A 16,472-nucleotide genomic window follows, 5' to 3' on the forward strand; every position below is an offset into this window, starting at 1 on the left:
GCCACACGCCCGAGACCCCAGACCTGAGCCTGAACCGCCGACACCAGCCGATCCGAACGACCCACGCTCACCGCACCGCGAGTCAGGCACCACAGCGGCGCCTCCACCCCAGCATCACCCAACGCCTGCACCAAACCAGCCGTCGCGATGACCCCGGCCGACTCGTCCAGCGCGAGCAGCGACACCACACCAGCAACAGAACCCGCACCGGACAACAGCCCAGCCAAAGCAGCACGATCGGCATCAGCCTCAACGACAACCCGGCGGACCTCAGCCCCAGCGCCGGCCAACGCATCCACCACACCAGCGGCCAAGGACTCGTCCTCGCGCGCAACGACGAGCCACTCGCCGCCCAGCGTCCCGCCCGACACAGTCAGCGGCTTCCACGACACCCGATAACGCCAGCCATCCACCTGCGCCTGCTCCTGGTGCTGCCGGCGCCATGCCGACAGGGCAGGGACGAGTTCGCTGAGGCTCGTATCGTCGTTCACCTCCAGTTCCGCCAGCAGAGAGGGGAGATCGCCCCGCTCCACCGCGTCCCAGAACCGGGCATCCACCGCGTCGGTAGCCGGCTCGGAGGCTACGGCGCCGGACAGAATCGTCTCCGGCCAGTAGCGCTGCCGCTGGAAGGCGTACGTCGGGAGGTCCACGCGCTCCGCACCCGTACCGGCGAAGAAGGCGGACCAGTCCACCTCCACACCCCGCACATGAGCCTGCGCCACGCCGGTGACCACCGTCTCCGGCTCACCACGCCCCGAACGCAGCACCGGGACGAAAGCGACGTCCGCGTCACCGTTCAGGCAGTCCTGGGCCAGGGCGGACAGCACACCATCGGGACCGATCTCGACGTACGTCGTCACGCCCGCGCCCTCCAGGGCGCGGATGCCGTCGAGGAAGCGGACCGCCTCACGGACGTGCCGCACCCAGAACTCCACCGAGCCCATCTCATCCGAGACAAGCGCGCCGGTCAGGTTCGACACGACCTGAATACGCGGGGCCTCGAACGACACCCCCTCCACCACCCGGCGGAAGTCCTCCAACATGCCGTCCATGTGCGGCGAGTGGAACGCGTGGCTCACCGTCAGGCGCTTGGTCTTGCGGTCAGGGAAGGCGGCCACGACGGCCGTGGCGGCGTCCTCGTCACCGGCGATGACCACCGAGCGCGGGCCGTTGACCGCCGCGATGCTCACCCGGTCGCTCAGCAGCGGCAGGACCTCGTCCTCCGACGCCTGCACCGCGATCATCACGCCACCACCCGGCAGCGCCTGCATCAGACGACCACGCGCCGCCACCAACACACACGCGTCCTCCAACGAGAACACCCCGGCCACGTGCGCGGCAGCGATCTCACCGATCGAATGCCCGGACAGGAAGTCCGGCCGCAGACCCCACGACTCAACGAGCCGGAACAACGCCACCTCGACCGCAAACAGCGCCGGCTGCGCGTACTCCGTACGGTCCAGCAGCGCCCCGTCGCCACCGAACAGGACTTCCTTCAAGGGGAGTTCAAGCTGCGAGTCGAAGCGCGCGCACACCTCGTCCAGCGCGTCCGCGAACACCGGGAAGGCGTCGTACAGCTCACGCCCCATCCCCAGCCGCTGGCTCCCCTGCCCGGTGAACAGGAACGCCAGTCCGCCACCCGACACCGTGCCCTGCACCAGCCCCGGCACCTGCTCGCCGGCGGCCAATGCCGCCAGGCCCGCCGCCAGGGATTCACGGCTCGCGGCGTCCGCGACCAGGACCGCGCGCGACTCGAACGTGGAGCGTCCGGCCGCGAGCGAGTACGCGATGTCGACGGTAGCGGCCTGCGGGTTCTCGGCCAGCCACGACGCGAGCTGCTGCGCCTGGGCGCGCAGCCCGGCGGGGTTCTTGCCCGTGACGGCGAACGGCAGCACCGGGAGGGCCGAGCCGGCACCGGCACCCGTGCCGTGACCGGGAGCGGCCGCTTCCTCCTCCGCCGTCGGCGCCTCTTCGATGATCGTGTGCGCGTTCGTACCGCTCAGGCCGAAGGACGAGACGCCGGCCCGGCGCGGGCGCCCGGTCTCGGGCCATTCCACCTGCTCGGTCAGGAGCGCGACCTCGCCCGCCGTCCAGTCGACGTGCGGGGTGGGCTCGTCCACGTGCAGGGTCTGCGGGAGCACGCCGTGCCGCATGGCCAGCACCATCTTGATGATGCCCGCGACACCCGCCGCGGCCTGCGTGTGCCCGATGTTCGACTTCACCGAACCCAGCAGCAGCGGCCGTCCATCGGCACGCTCCTGACCGTACGTCGCCAGCAGCGCCTGCGCCTCGATCGGGTCACCGAGCCGCGTACCCGTACCGTGCGCCTCCACCGCGTCCACGTCGGCGGCCGACAGACCCGCGCTGGCCAGGGCCTGACGGATCACCCGCTGCTGCGAGGGGCCGTTCGGGGCCGTAAGACCGTTGCTCGCACCGTCCTGGTTGATCGCGGAACCCCGCACCACCGCCAGGACCGGGTGACCGTTGCGCCGCGCGTCCGACAGCCGCTCCACGAGCAGCATGCCGACACCCTCACCCCAGCCCGTGCCATCGGCGGCCGCAGCGAACGCCTTGATGCGGCCGTCCTCCGCCAGCCCCCGCTGACGACTGAAGTCGACGAAGGCATCAGGGGTGGACATCACGGTCACACCACCGGCGAGCGCCATGGTGCACTCGCCCTGCCGCAGGGCCTGAACGGCCAGGTGCAGGGCGACGAGCGACGACGAGCAGGCCGTGTCGACCGTGATCGCGGGGCCTTCGAGGCCGAACACGTACGAGAGGCGGCCAGATACGACACTCGCCGCGTTGCCCGTGCCGACGTGGCCCTCCAGGCCGTCGGCTTCGCCCGCGACCAGGGAGAGATAGTCCTGGCCGTTGGTCCCGACGAACACGCCGGCCCGGCTGCCCTTCAGTACGGCGGGGTCGATGCCGGCCCGCTCGAAGGCCTCCCACGAGGTCTCCAGCAGCAGGCGCTGCTGCGGGTCCATGGCGAGGGCCTCGCGCGGCGAGATCCCGAAGAAGTCGGCGTCGAACTCGGCGGCGTCGTAGAGGAAGCCGCCTTCGCGCGTGTACGAGGTCCCCGGCTGGTCCGGGTCCGCGTCGTAGAGGCGGTCCAGATCCCAGCCACGGTCAGCCGGGAAGTCGGCGACCGCGTCCGTGCCCTGGGCGAGAAGCCGCCACAGGTCTTCCGGAGTCCGTACCCCGCCGGGGAAACGGCAGCTCATCGCCACGATCGCGATCGGATCGTCGTCGGCCGCCACGGAGACGCCCTGGGGGGCGTCGGCCTTCGGCGCGCTGCCCACCAGCTCCCCGCGCAGGTACTCCGCGAGGGCCGCGGAGGTCGGGTAGTCGTACACGAGGGTGGTGGGGAGCCGCAGCGCGGTGGCCGCGCCCAGCCGGTTGCGCAGGTCTACGGCGGTCAGGGAGTCGAACCCGAGCTCCTTGAAGGCGCGTTCGGCCCCGACGGCGTCCGAGCCGTCGTGCCCGAGGACGGCGGCGACGTGGATACGGACCAGGCTGAGCAGCTCCCGCTCCTGCTCGGCGCGAGGCAGCTCGGCCAGCTTCGCGAACGCGGCACCGGCGACGTCGGCACCTGTGACGACGGTCCCCTGTCCGGTGGCGGCGGTGGTGCCTTCCGGGCCGCCGGTGACGAAGTCGCCGACCAGCGGGTTGGGGCGGACTCCCGCCACGATCGCGGAGAAACGGTCCCAGGCGATGTCCGCGACGGTCAGGGCGGCCTCGTCGGCACCAACGGCCTGAGCCAGCGCGGCGATCGCGGCTTCGGGGGCCATCGGCGGCAGACCCTCACGCCGCATCCGCGCGTCCATGGCCTCATCAGCGGCCATACCACCCTCGGCCCACGGACCCCACGCGATCGAGGTAGCGGCCAGCCCGGCCGCCCGCCGCTGCTCAGCGAGAGCGTCCAGATAGGCATTGGCGGCAGCGTAGTTCGCCTGACCAGCAGCACCGATGGTGCCGCTCATCGAGGAGAACAGCACGAACGCGGAGAGCTCAATGCCAAGCTCAACGGTCAACTCGTGCAGATTGAGCGCCGCGGTCGCCTTCGCCCGCAGCACACTCTCGAAACGCTCGGGGGTGAGGGCGTCGAGGACACCGTCATCCAGCACACCAGCCGTGTGCACGACCGCCGTTAGCGTGTCGGCCTCGGCCTCCAGGAGCACACGCAGAGCGTCACGGTCGGAGGCGTCACACGCCACGACCGACACCTCAACACCCAACTCCGACAGCTCCGCCACCAACTCGGCAGCACCCGGAGCCTCAAGACCACGACGGCTCGTCAGCACCAGACGCTCGGCACCCGCACCGGCCAGCCAACGAGCCAGCCGGCCACCCAGAGCACCCGTACCACCAGTCACCAGAACAGTCCCGGAAGGCGTCCAGGAGTCCGTGTTGCCGCTCGCGGCACGGACAAGACGACGCCCGAAGACCCCAGAGGACCGCACCGCGACCTGGTCCTCACCAGCAGAAGCCAGCACACCCACCAGGCGGGACATGGCCCGCTCATCCCACACCTCGGGCAGGTCAACCAGACCGCCCCAACGCCCGGGAACCTCAAGGGCAGCTACACGGCCCAGGCCCCACACCTGAGCCTGAACCGCCGACATCAGACGATCCGAACGGCCCACACTGACCGCACCACGAGTCAGGCACCACAGCGGCGCCTCCACCCCCACATCACCCAACGCCTGCACCAAACCAGCAGACGCAACAACCCCAGCAGCCTCATCCAGAGCCAGAAGCGACACCACACCAGCAACAGAACCCACACCCGCACCAGACAGCAGCTCAGCCAAAGCGGCACGATCCGTACCCGGCTCGACAACAACCCGCCGGACCTCAGCCCCACCCCCGGCCAGCGCATCCACCACACCAGCGGCCAAGGACTCGTCCTCGCGCGCGACAACGATCCACTCGCCGCCCAACACTGCCCCGCCCGACACGGTCAGCGGCTTCCACGACACCCGGTAACGCCAGCCATCCACCTCCGACTGCGTCCGCACCCGCCGGCGCCATGCCGACAGGGCCGGGACGACCTCGCTCAGCGGCTGTTCACCGTCCGCGTCCAGTTCGAGCGCGGCGGCGAGCGCAGCCACGTCCTCGTGCTCGACCGCGTCCCAGAAGGCGCTGTCAGCCGGGTCGGCCCGATGCGCGGGCGCCGTCTCCGACTCGGCGGCGGGGGTGCGGGCGTTCATCCAGTAGCGCTGCCGCTGGAACGCGTACGTCGGCAGGTCCACGCGCTCCGCGCCCGTACCGGCGAAGCAGGCGGCCCAGTCGACCTCCGCGCCCCGGACGAACATGCGGGCGACCGCGTCGAGCAGGGTGGCGTTCTCGGGGCGGCCGACGCGCAGCGCGGCGGCGAAGGCGGGGTTGGCGGTGTCCTGCGGGTCGGTGACCAGGCAGTCCTGGGCCATGGCGGTGAGGACGGGGTCGGGTCCGAGTTCCAGGAAGGAGTCGGCGCCGCGCGCCTTGAGGGTACGTACGCCGTCGAGGAAGCGGACGGCGTCGCGGACGTGCCGGACCCAGTGTTCGGGGTTGGCCAGTTCGGCGGCGGTGGCGGTGGTCCCAGTGAGGAGGGAGACGACGGGCAGGGTGGGCGTGCCGTAGGCCAGGACCTGCGCCACCCGGCGGAACTCGTCGAGCATGCCGTCCATGTGCGGCGAGTGGAACGCGTGGCTGACCGTCAGGCGCTTGGTCTTGCGGCCCTGTGCCTCGAACGCCTCCGCGATCGCGACCGCCACGTCCTCGTCACCCGCGACCACAACGGCCTGCGGGCCGTTGACCGCCGCGATGCTCACCCGGTCGCTCAGCAGCGGCAGGACCTCGTCCTCCGACGCCTGCACCGCGATCATCACACCACCGGACGGCAGCGCCTGCATCAGACGACCACGCGCCGCCACCAACACACACGCGTCCTCCAGCGAGAACACCCCGGCCACATGCGCGGCAGCGATCTCACCCACCGAGTGACCGGCAACGAACGCCGGCTTCACACCCCACGACTCCACCAGCCGGAACAGCGCCACCTCGACCGCGAACAGCGCCGGCTGCGTGTAGGCGGTCTGATGGAGAAGGGCGGCCTCGGGGGTGTCCTCCTCGGCGAACAGGACGTCGAGGAGCGGGTGTTCGAGCTGTTCGTCGAGGTACCAGGCGGCGTCGTCGAGGGCGTCGGCGAACACCGGGTGGGTCTCGTACAGTTCGCGGCCCATGGCCAGTCGCTGGCTGCCCTGGCCGGTGAACAGGACGGCGAGGCGTCCCGCGGCGGGCGCTCCCTGGACGACGGAGGGGGCGTCGGATCCGTCGGCGAGGGTGTGCAGGCCGCGCTGGAGGGCGGTGCGGTCGTCGCCGAGGACGACGGCACGGTGTTCGAAGCGGCCGCGGGTGGCGGCGAGGGAGTGACCGATGTCGAGGGGTGTGGCGTCCGGGTGGGCGTCGAGCCAGTCGCCGAGGCGCCGGGCCGTGTGGCGCAGGGCTTCGGGGGTCTTGGCGGACAGTGCCCAGGGCAGCGGGCCGGACAGCGAGCCGGACAGCGGGCCGGCCGCGTCCTGTGCGTCGTCCTCCGTACCGTCCTCGGACGGCGGCTCCTCGATGATGGCGTGGGCGTTGGTGCCGCTCATACCGAAAGAGGAGACGCCCGCGCGGCGCGGGGCGTCGGATGTCGGCCAGTCGACGGCCTCGGTGAGGAGGGAGACGGCTCCGGCCTGCCAGTCGACGTGCGGGGTCGGTGCGTCGACGTGCAGGGTCTTGGGCAGGACGCCGTGGCGCATCGCCATGACCATCTTGATGACGCCGGCGACGCCGGCGGCGGCCTGGGTGTGGCCGATGTTCGACTTCAGGGAGCCGAGCCACAGCGGCCGGTCGGCCGGGCGGTCCTGGCCGTACGTGGCCAGCAGCGCCTGCGCCTCGATCGGGTCACCGAGCCGCGTACCCGTACCGTGCGCCTCGACCACGTGCACGTCGGCGGACGTCAGGCGGGCGTTGGCCAGGGCCTGGCGGATGACGCGCTGTTGGGCGGGGCCGCTGGGCGCAGTCAGGCCGTTGCTGGCGCCGTCCTGGTTGATGGCGGTGCCGCGGACGACGGCGAGGACGTGGTGGCCGTTGGCGCGCGCGTCGGAGAGGCGTTCCACGAGCAGCATGCCGGCGCCCTCGCCCCACGCCGTTCCGTCGGCGCCCGCCGCGAAGGGCTTGCAGCGGCCGTCGGGGGCGAGGCCGCGCTGGCGGCTGAAGGAGACGAACGAGCCGGGGCTGGCCATGATCGCGACGCCGCCGGCGAGCGCGAGCGAGCACTCGCCGCTGCGCAGGGCCTGGACGGCGAGGTGCAGGGCGGCGAGCGAGGAGGAGCAGGCGGTGTCGACGGTGACGGTGGGACCTTCGAAGCCGAAGGTGTAGGCGATGCGGCCGGAGGCGACGCTCGCGGCGTTGCCGGTGACGAGGTAGCCCTCGAATCCGTCGGCGGCGTCTTCGAGCCGGGGGCCGTACTCCTGGGTCTCCGCGCCGACGAACACGCCGACCTGGCCGCCGCGGAGTCCGGCGGGGTCGAGGCCGGCGCGGTCGAACGCCTCCCAGGAGGTTTCGAGGAGCAGGCGCTGCTGGGGGTCCATGGCGAGCGCTTCGCGCGGGGATATCCCGAAGAACGAGGCGTCGAATTCGTCGGCGTCGTGGAGGAATCCGCCTTCGCGGGCGTACGTGGTGCCAGCCCGGTCGGGGTCCGGGTCGTAGAGCGAATCGAGGTTCCAGCCGCGCCCGGTGGGGAATTCGGAAATGGCGTCGGTGCCGGTGGCGACGAGTTCCCAGAGCGCTTCGGGGGAATGTACGTCGCCGGGGAAGCGGCAGCCGATACCGACGATGGCGATCGGTTCGTCGCTGCTGACGGCGGCGGTGACGGGTGCCTCGGCGGGGGTGGTCAGGCCCAGGAGCAGGGCGTGGATCCGGCGGGCGAGGTGGGCGGGGGTGGGGTGGTCGAAGGCCAGGGTGACGGGCAGGCGCAGGCCCGTGCCGGCGACGAGGCGGGCGTGCAGGTCGACGGCGGCGAGCGAGTCGAAGCCGAGGTCGAGGAAGGAGCGGTGCGGGTCGAGGGTGGCGGGTGCGGTGTCCCGCAGGGAGGCGGTGACCAGGGAGGACACCCAGTCGAGCAGCGCGGTGTGCTGTTCGTCCCCGGTGAGCCCGGCGAGGCGCTCGCGCCACTGGTCGCCGTTGGCCGAGGCGTTGGCCGAGGTGTCGCCCGCGATGCCGTCCGCAGCACTGTCGGCGCTGCCGGATTCGGATTCGCCCTGGGTTTCGCCGGCCTCGGAGGCGCCGCCGATTTCGGCAGCGAAATCCTGGGAATCGTTCAACATCGCGCGCTCCATCACTCCGTGCAGAGAAACCTAAGACCAGAGTTGACCTTGGCACGGGAGAGCTTCCGCAGAAACCCCTAACGCTCCCCTAGAGACCCCTATGAGGTGGCCCTGTGGAAGGCGTCGTCATTCTGCGAGCGCGATCAATCATAATGCCCTCGACATACGGGCAATTGCAAGGATTCTGTTGTCGTTTGAATCCGGCAGGGCGTCACCCGGCCGGGCGGGCCACACGTACCAGGACGGACCCTGCATACGAAGACGGAGGGGCGGTCGTCAGGACCGCCCCTCCGCCTCCTGGGGGGAGGCGCGCCAGTTGGTTCTTGGGGTCAGTGGCCGGCGGGCACCCGTTCGATGAACGGGGCGAGCAGGCCGGGCACCGTCTCCTCGGCGAAGGCGAGGCCGTCACCGACGCGTACGTCGCGGACCTTGTAGACGCCGTTGCCGACGGCGGTGGCGGCTCCCAGGGTGAGCAGGCCGGCGCGGCGCTGGAAGACCGAGCGCGTGATGGACCAGCCGATGATCCCGTCCCGCTGGACGGCGACGGTGCGGCGGGTGAAGGTGCCCGCCCGGGTGACCAGGTAGGGGCCGTGGACGGCGTGGCCGAGGTTTCGGTAGGCGTCGAAGGCGAAGGCCACTCCGGCGGCGAACAGCACGACCGCGGTGATCCAGCCGGTGTGCACGAGGACCGGGGTGAGCCACAGGCCGAGGCCGACGAAGGGCGCGGCGAGCAGGACGGACCAGATCAGGGCGCGGTTGATCCTGCGCCGCAGGGCGGCGCGGGGGTGCGGCGCGAGCTGCGCCGCCGTCGTCGGGGAGACGCTCTCGCCGAGGACGTCGGCGGCGATCCGGCGGGCCAGGGCCAGGGGTACGGGCGGGGTGAGCCGGCTGCGGCTGCTGTTCTCGTCCTCGTCGCCGAGGCCGCTGGCGACGGCCTTCAGGCGGGCTCCTCCGGCCCAGCGCAGCAGCAGGGGTTCGGCCACTTCGGCGCCGCGCAGCCGCTGTTCCTCGATGCTGACGGAGCGGGTGATGAGCAGGCCGCGGCGGACGCGGAGCAGGCCGGTCTCCGGGCGGTCGAGGCGGTAGCCGCCCCAGCCCTCTATGAAGGTGGCGGTCGATCCGGCGACGCCGATCACGACGATGACGAGGAGGGTCACGAGGATTCCGTACCAGAGCGGTACGGAGCCGAAGCGGTCCTCGATGTCCTTGACGATGCCGAGTTCCAGGGGGTCGATCTTCATCTCGTGCAGCGTGCGGTAGACGCTTCCGACGGCGATGAAGACACCGCCGACGCCCCAGAGGGTCAGCGGCGCGTACCGCAGCCACGCCCAGTCGAGTTCGGCGAGGGTGGCGTCGGTGTCGGGGTCGGCGGTCGCCAGGCCCTGGCGGGCGTGGCGCAGTTCGCTCAGCTGCCTGCGCAGCGCTTCGGCGTCGCGGGTGCTGAGGCCGTCCAGGGACAGGCCGCCGCCGGAGGAGGCCTGGTCACCGGTGGTGACCTTCAGGGAGGTGAGGCCGAAGAGCCGGTGGAGGGGGTTGGCGGTCAGGTCGACGCTGCGGATGCGGTCGACGGGGATCGAGCGCTCGCTGCGGAAGAACCATCCCTTGTGGAGCTCCACCCGGTCGTCGGTGACGCGGTACCGGGTGGTGAGGAGGCGCATCGTGCTGATGCCGGAGATGACGAGGCAGGTGATGAGGAACGAGGCGAAGGTGATCAGGACCTGGAGGTTGATCTCGCCGCCGGTGATGACGGTGGTGGCGCCGAAGGTGGCCAGCGGTGTGGCCACCACGCTCAGGTTGACGAGGAACAGGCGCGGGTTGAGCCGTCCCCACACGTCGTGGTCGGCGTGGTCCTGGTGTCGGACCGTGGTGTCCGGTGTCACGTGGCGTCTCCCGGTACGGCCTGGGTGGACCGGGTCAGCTGCTCCACGAGTTCGGTGGCGGTCCGGTGGTCCAGTCCCTTGATCTTCACGGCGCCGGCGGAGGACGCGCTGGTGACGGTGATCCCGGAGAGGCTGAACAGCTGCTGGAGCGGGCCGCGGAGCATGTCGACGGTCTGGACGCGGGACAGGGGGACGACCCGCCACCGCTGCCAGAGCCATCCCGAAGCGGCGTAGACGGCCTCGTCGGTCATCTCCCAGCGGTGCACCCGGTAGCGCCAGATGGGCATGACGCCCATGTAGAGGAGTCCGGGGACGAGCGCGACGAGGAAGAGGGGGCCAAAGACGAAGCGCGCCGGCGAGATGGTGAGCCAGAGCACGCCGAACACGAGCGGGAGCGGCAGGGCGAAGAGGGACGACTGGAGGGTCCACCAGCCGATGGCGCGGCTTTCGACGCGGTGGCGAGGCGGACGGAGCCTCAGTTCTTGGTTGTCTAGCACTGCTTCACCCTGGTTCCTGAAGGATCTTGAATCGTCGCGGAGTCATCGTGGGGTCATCGTGTGATCGTCGCGGTCCGTACGGCACGCAGCCGGGACAGGAGGACGGCTACCCGGGCCGTCACCATGGACAGGGACATCAGGGCGAGCGAGCTCACGAGGACCTCGCCGCCGCTGAGTTGGTAGTCGGTGGTGAAGCGGTTGATGCGCGCGCCGAACCAGTGCTCGCAGCCGTAGGCGAAGAGGATCTGGGCCCCGAAGAGGAAGACCCAGACCGCCGCCTGGCCGAACCCGCCGGTGGTGCGGATGTCGCCCGCGGGGTCCCGGTGGGCGGTGAGCGGGGAGCTCGCGACGAGTCCGCAGATGACCCCTACACCTATGGCGGCGAGGTGCAGCGACGTGTCGTTGCCCGCCGTCGGAAAGGAGTGTACGCACGCGCCGGTGACGATGACGGCCACCAGTGTGGGGCCGGCGATCCTCACGGCGGTGATGCGCCGGTTGCCGAAGTCGGTCGCGAGGATGACGGCCAGGATCGTCCCGCAGGTGATGAGTGCCGTCGTGAACTGCCCCACGTGACCGAACCCGCCCTTTCCGCACTGCCTCGAAATCCGTTGTCGCGGTTCTCCTTCCGCTGGTTCCAACGTAGGCGGGGCGGGCCCGGCCGGGGGACGACCGATCGGTGGGACCGGCTGTCAACCGATCGACGGACACCGGCTGCGCTCGTGGTAGGACTGGTTCCGTGCACATAGAAACTCAGCCGGAGGTCCCGCGGACGGCCGCGAACTACGGTCCCGACTCGGGAAGCCGCTGGTTCGGTCTGTGGGACGGCTATTTCGCCGTCTCCTACCTCGTCACCGTCATTCTGCTGTTCACCTCGGTGGAGAGCCAGACCCACCGGGCCCTCGCCGTCGGTGCGCTGACGCTGATCGTGCCCTGGTACGCGGGGCTCGGCCGGAGGCTGATGGTCCACCGGACGTCGGGCCGGCGGAACATCGTCTTCTCCGCCGGGCTCCTGCTGTTGTTCGCCTCGTCCACCATGCTCGATCTCGCGGGTTCCTTCGCGCTGTTCGCGGTGGTCCCCATGCTCATGATGAGCCTGTCGGTGCCGCCCGCGATCGTGCTGGTCGTGCTGGCCAATCTGTGGCCGATGACGGTGGTCTGGCTACGGGGCGGGGAGTTCGATCCGCACATCCTGTCGGTGCTGCCCATATCGCTGCTCGGCATCGGTGTGTCGGTCCTGCTCGGCCTGTGGATCACCCGGGTGGTGCGGCAGAGCGCCGACCGGGGCGAGCTGATCAACGAGTTGCGGCGCAGCCGGGAGCGGGAGGCCCGGCTGTCGCACCAGGCCGGCATCTCGGCCGAGCGGGAGCGGCTGGCCCGGGAGATCCACGACACCCTGGCGCAGAGCCTGACCAGCATCATCAGCCTGGTGCAGGCGGCCGAGTCGGAGGTGGTGGACAACCCCGAGCGGGCGCGGTCCCGGCTCGGGCTGGCCGGCCGGGTCGCGCAGGACAGCCTGGCCGAGGCCCGCGGTTTCGTCTCCGCGCTGACCCCGCCGTCGCTGCGGGAGAGCTCGCTGGTGCAGGCCGTACGCCGGCAGGCCGACCTGCTGATGGAGGAGACGGGGCTGGCGGTGCGGTGCACGGCCCGCGGCGAAGAGCAGGCGCTGCCGATGGCGGTCAGCGTGGTGTTGCTGCGCTCGGCGCAGGAGGCGTTCGCCAACGTGCGCAAGCACGCGACGGACGCCCGTAGGGTGGACGTCCTGGTGGCGTACGCGCCGGAGGCGGTGCGGCTCGTGGTACGTGACGACGGCGCGGGCTTCCGGACCGACGACGGGCCGCGGGACGAGGAGCCGGCGGACGGCGCGCCGGAGCGCGTGCCGGACGGCGGGCGGAACGGTTTCGGGCTGCGCGGGATGCGCGCCCGGGTGGAGGAGATCGGCGGAATGGCACAGTTCAGCAGCAGCCCGGGGGCGGGCACGGTCATCGAGGTGACGGTGCCGCTCGCCCCGGTGGAGCGGGGGTCGGCCGATGAGTGAGCGCGAACCGATCGGGGTGCTGCTCGCCGATGACCACCCGGTGGTCCGGGAGGGCCTGAGCGCCATGCTGGAGCTGGACGAGGGCATCCGGGTGGTGGGACAGGCCGGTTCCGGTGAGGAGGCGGTGCTGCAGGCCGCACGGCTGAAGCCGGACATCGTCCTGCTCGACCTGCGGATGGGCGCGATGGACGGGGTGGCCGCGACCGGGCACATCCTGCGGGAGTCGCCGCGCAGCCGGGTGGTCATCGTGACCACGTACGAGGACGACGCGGACATCCTGCGCGCGGTGGAGGCGGGCGCCGCGGGCTACCTGCTCAAGGGCAGCTCCCGCGAGGAGCTGGTGCAGGCGGTGAAGGCGGCGGCGCGCGGTGAGACGGTGCTGACGCCGTCGCTGGCGCCGAAGCTGTTCCGGGCCCGGGTGGTGGAGGCGCCGGTGCTGTCCGAGCGGGAGCGCGAAGTGCTCCAGTTGGTCAGGCAGGGCATGACCAACGCGGACATCGGGCGCCGGCTGTTCATCAGCGAGGCAACGGTCAAGACGCACCTGCTGCGGTCGTTCAAGAAGCTGTCGGTGTCGGACCGCACGGCGGCGGTGATGGCGGCCCTGGAACGGGGCCTGCTGTCCTGAGGGGTGGGCCGCCCCCGGCCGCCCCCGGGCCTGCCCGGGGGCGGCCCACCCCTCAGGCGATGCCGGGCAGGCTCAGGTCCCACAGCCGGGCGGGCAGGTCCCGACGCCGCTTGACCTTCAACTTGCGGTAGATCCGGGTCAGGTGCTGCTCGACCGTCGAGACGGTCACGTACAGCTTGGTGGCGATCTCCCGGTTGGTGTGGCCGCGCGCCGCGAGCAGCGCCACCCGTGCCTCGGCCTCCGAGAGCGACTCGGACAGGGTCTCGGCTTCCCGGGCGGGTTCGGCCTCGCGTCCGGCCGGCGCGGCGACCGCCTCGCCGTCGCCCTGCCCGGGGGTGAACTCCTGGCACAGCGGCTGCGCCCCGCAGGACTTGGCGACGTGCCAGGCCTTGCGTACGAGCATCCGGGCCCGGTTGAAGTCCCCGGCGGCGCGGTAGCCGCTGCTCAGCTCCCCCAGTGCCCTGGCGAGCTGGAGCCGGTCCTCGCCCTGCTCCAGGGCCTCCACGGCCTCGGTGAGGCGCTTGAGACGGTACGTGAGGTCGCCGCTGGTACGGGCGAGCGCGTACAGCAGGGCGCCGCGCGGCCGGCTGCCGGCCGGGCCCGCTTCGCGCTGGCGCTGCTGCTCCACGTACTCGCGGGCACGCGGCATGTTGCCGATGGCCAGCCACGCCTCGGCGGCGTCCAGGCGCCAGGGCGCCAGTTCCACGGCGTCCATGCCCCAGGCCTTCATCAGTTCCCCGCAGGTGAGGAAGTCGCGCAGGGCGGCGTGGTAGCGGCCGGTGGCGAGGTGGCAGCGGCCGCGTGCCCGCAGGTAGTGGAGGCCGAACTGGGTCTCCAGCATCATCTCGGGCACCGGCTGTTCGAGCAGGCTCATCGCCTCGTCGAGGTTGCCCATCTGGGTCTCGGCGTCGATGAGGACGGCCAGCGGCAGCGCGATGCCGACGCCCCAGCACTGCACGGATATCAGGGACATGGCCTGGCGGGCCTGGGCGGCCGCGCCCGGCAGGTCGCCCTGGCGCAGGGCGACCTCGGCCCGGACCACGCCGAGCGCCGCCTGCCAGGTCGGCGTGTTGCGGGCGGAGCACTCGCCGAGGAGCCGGTCGGTCCAGGTGAGCGCGAGGTCGAGGCGGCCGGCATAGACGAGGGTCAGCGCGGCGATGACGAGGGGCGTGAGGGTGCGGTCGCTGAGGTGGTAGCGCTGGAGCACCCGGGTGGCCTCGGCGACGGCCGCCTCGCCCTGGCCGCCGCGCAGCGCGGTGCGCATGGCCTCGACGGCCGGGACGTGGGCGTCGTCGGGCATGTCGTAGGAGGCCGCGCCCGGCGCCGTGGCGGTGGCGGGCGCACCCGGGTCACCGGGCCGGGAGGGGTGCGCGGGCCCGGCGGTCGCGAACACCTCGCGGACCGGGGGGCTGACGAGCGAGAGCCAGCTCTGCGCGGCGGCGAGGGTGTCCGGCTCGTACGCGAAGGGCTGCCCGGCGTCCAGGGCCTTCTGGGCGGCGCTCTGCAGGCGGCGGACGGCTTCGCCCGCCTGCCGGGCCTCGCCCATCCACGCCAGGCAGGTCACGGCGTGGAGGAGGTCGCGGTCGGTGAGCCGGCCGGCGAGGAACTCCCGGGACAGCTGGCGCAGGTGGCCTTCGGCGGCGACGGGGCTGCTGCGCCAGACGATGCTGACCAGGCGGGATTTCAGAGCGGTGCGGCTGGGGCCCTCGGGACTGGAGTCGACGGCCAGTTCCCCGCAGCGCAGTGCGAGTTCGGGGTCGTCCTCGACGAGGGCGTATTCGGCAGCCTCCTGGAGGACGGGGATCGCCCACTCCTCCACCTGCTTGCGGGCGGCGAGCAGGTGGCGGGCGACGTCGAGGGCGGCGGCCCCCTCCTGGTGGAGCAGTCGCGCGGCGCGCTGATGGAGCACGGACAGCGCCCCGGGCGGGGTCGCGGCCAGCACCGCGGCACGGGTCGCGCTCTCACGGAAGGCGTCGCCGCGCAGGATTCCGCAACGGCCCAGGTCCTGGACGGCCAGTTCGGCGGTCTTGACGTGGACGTCGGTGATGCGGCTGAGCAAGGGGGGCGGGCAGGCGTCGCCGAGGACGGCGATGCCGCGGGCGACGGCCAGCATCTCGGGGTCGCCCCGGTGGAGGCAGTCCAGCACGGCGCGCTCGAAGGTCTCGGCGGGGACGAGCGGCTGGAAGGGCTCGCTGTCGCCCAGGGCCGCGACGCCGTCCTCCAGCAGTGCCTTGATGAGTAACGGGTTTCCGCCGGTGGTCTCCTGGCAGTCGGCGGTGACCCGCTGGGCGGCGGCAGTGGAGAAGTGGCCGGCCAGCATGCGTCCGGTTCCGTCCGCGCTGAGCAGGGGCAGCCGGATGCTGGTGCAGTTGGGCTGGCGCTGGAGTTCGGCGTGGAAGGCAAGCTGGGCGGGCAGCAGCCGTACGGCCTCGGTGAGGACGATGAGGACGCCGGCCTGCCGGACCCTTCGGGCGAGGCACAGCAGGAACGCGCGGGAGAGTTCGTCGCCGTGGTGGACGTCGTCGACGGCGATGACGACGGTGCGGTCGCGGGCGATCCGCAGGAGCGAAGCGCAGACGTACGGGAGGATCCGCATCCCGGTCTCGACGCCGCCGGCGGTTCCGGCTGCCAGGTCCTGGGTGTCCGTCGCCGAGGCGCCGAGGCTGTCGAGCAGGGCGGTGGACTCGGCGTGGACGCCGGGCTCCAGGGGGGCGATGCTGTCGAGGATGCGGGTCAGGATACCGAAGGGGAGGTAGCGCTCCGCGCGGGAGCCGGCGGCCTCCAGGACCAAAGCACCGTCCGCGATGGCCTGTTCGGTGAAGTGTTCCAGCAAGGTCGTCTTGCCGGCGGCGATGGGCCCGCTGATGACGGCGACGCGTCCGCGGCCCCGCCGGGCGCTGGCGAGCAGGTCGTTCAGTGTCTCCCACTGCTTCTCGCGCTCGGCGAGCCTTGCCACCACTGCGTTCCCTTCCCCCGAGGTGTCTGAACTTGCCCTGCACTGCACTGCGTCGCGCCTCCTTGGGCCCCCGCCTCTCGGGCGGGGATGGGTCCGGGGCGGGGTCGGCTCCTCCAGTGCGGGGA

General features: G+C 71.8%; 7 protein-coding genes (1 of these 7 only partly in view). 2 read left to right on the forward strand and 5 right to left on the reverse strand.

Annotated elements, in window-relative coordinates; all coding sequences use genetic code 11:
* From OG386_RS02320 to OG386_RS02335, 4 genes are all read right to left on the reverse strand, one after another.
* Nucleotides 1–8,354 carry the 5' portion of a type I polyketide synthase gene (locus OG386_RS02320; protein ID WP_328786495.1) on the reverse strand. 25,999 nt of this gene lie to the left of the window's left edge, so 8,354 of the gene's 34,353 nt are visible here — the first part of the coding sequence; it begins with the start codon at nt 8,352–8,354; the stop codon falls past the left edge of the window.
* A gap of 329 nt (nt 8,355–8,683) precedes the next feature.
* Complete coding sequence (locus tag OG386_RS02325; RefSeq protein ID WP_328786496.1) at nt 8,684–10,234, reverse strand: PH domain-containing protein; 1,551 nt, start codon at nt 10,232–10,234, stop codon at nt 8,684–8,686.
* A complete protein-coding gene (locus OG386_RS02330; protein WP_328786497.1) occupies nt 10,231–10,731 on the reverse strand; it encodes a PH domain-containing protein in 501 nt (166 codons plus the stop codon). Before OG386_RS02330 ends, OG386_RS02325 begins: the two co-directional genes overlap by 4 nt.
* Before the next feature lie 53 nt (nt 10,732–10,784).
* Nucleotides 10,785–11,300, reverse strand: a complete 516-nt coding sequence (locus OG386_RS02335) for a hypothetical protein (RefSeq protein WP_328786498.1) — start codon at nt 11,298–11,300, stop codon at nt 10,785–10,787.
* Nucleotides 11,301–11,467: 167 nt separating this feature from the next.
* Here OG386_RS02335 and OG386_RS02340 point away from each other — a divergent pair, with 167 nt between their 5' ends.
* Both OG386_RS02340 and OG386_RS02345 read left to right on the forward strand, forming a co-directional pair.
* The gene (locus OG386_RS02340) at nt 11,468–12,766 is read left to right on the forward strand and encodes a sensor histidine kinase (protein WP_328786499.1); all 1,299 of its coding nucleotides are present in this window, start codon (nt 11,468–11,470) and stop codon (nt 12,764–12,766) included.
* Nucleotides 12,759–13,391: a response regulator transcription factor gene (locus OG386_RS02345; RefSeq protein ID WP_328786500.1), complete on the forward strand. Its 633-nt coding sequence runs from the start codon at nt 12,759–12,761 to the stop codon at nt 13,389–13,391. Before OG386_RS02340 ends, OG386_RS02345 begins: the two co-directional genes overlap by 8 nt.
* Before the next feature lie 52 nt (nt 13,392–13,443).
* On the opposite strand, the gene OG386_RS02350 is transcribed toward OG386_RS02345, so the two are convergent.
* The gene (locus OG386_RS02350) at nt 13,444–16,347 is read right to left on the reverse strand and encodes a helix-turn-helix transcriptional regulator (protein WP_328786501.1); all 2,904 of its coding nucleotides are present in this window, start codon (nt 16,345–16,347) and stop codon (nt 13,444–13,446) included.
* Between the last annotated feature and the right edge of the window lie 125 nt (nt 16,348–16,472).

The sequence above is a fragment of the Streptomyces sp. NBC_00273 genome (assembly GCF_036178145.1).
Taxonomy (GTDB): Bacteria; Actinomycetota; Actinomycetes; order Streptomycetales; family Streptomycetaceae; genus Streptomyces.

Coding starts and splice junctions, on each gene's coding strand:
- OG386_RS02345 (WP_328786500.1), top strand. CDS start 12,759: ATGAGTGAGCGCGAACCGATCGGGGTGCTGCTCGCCGATGACCACCCG.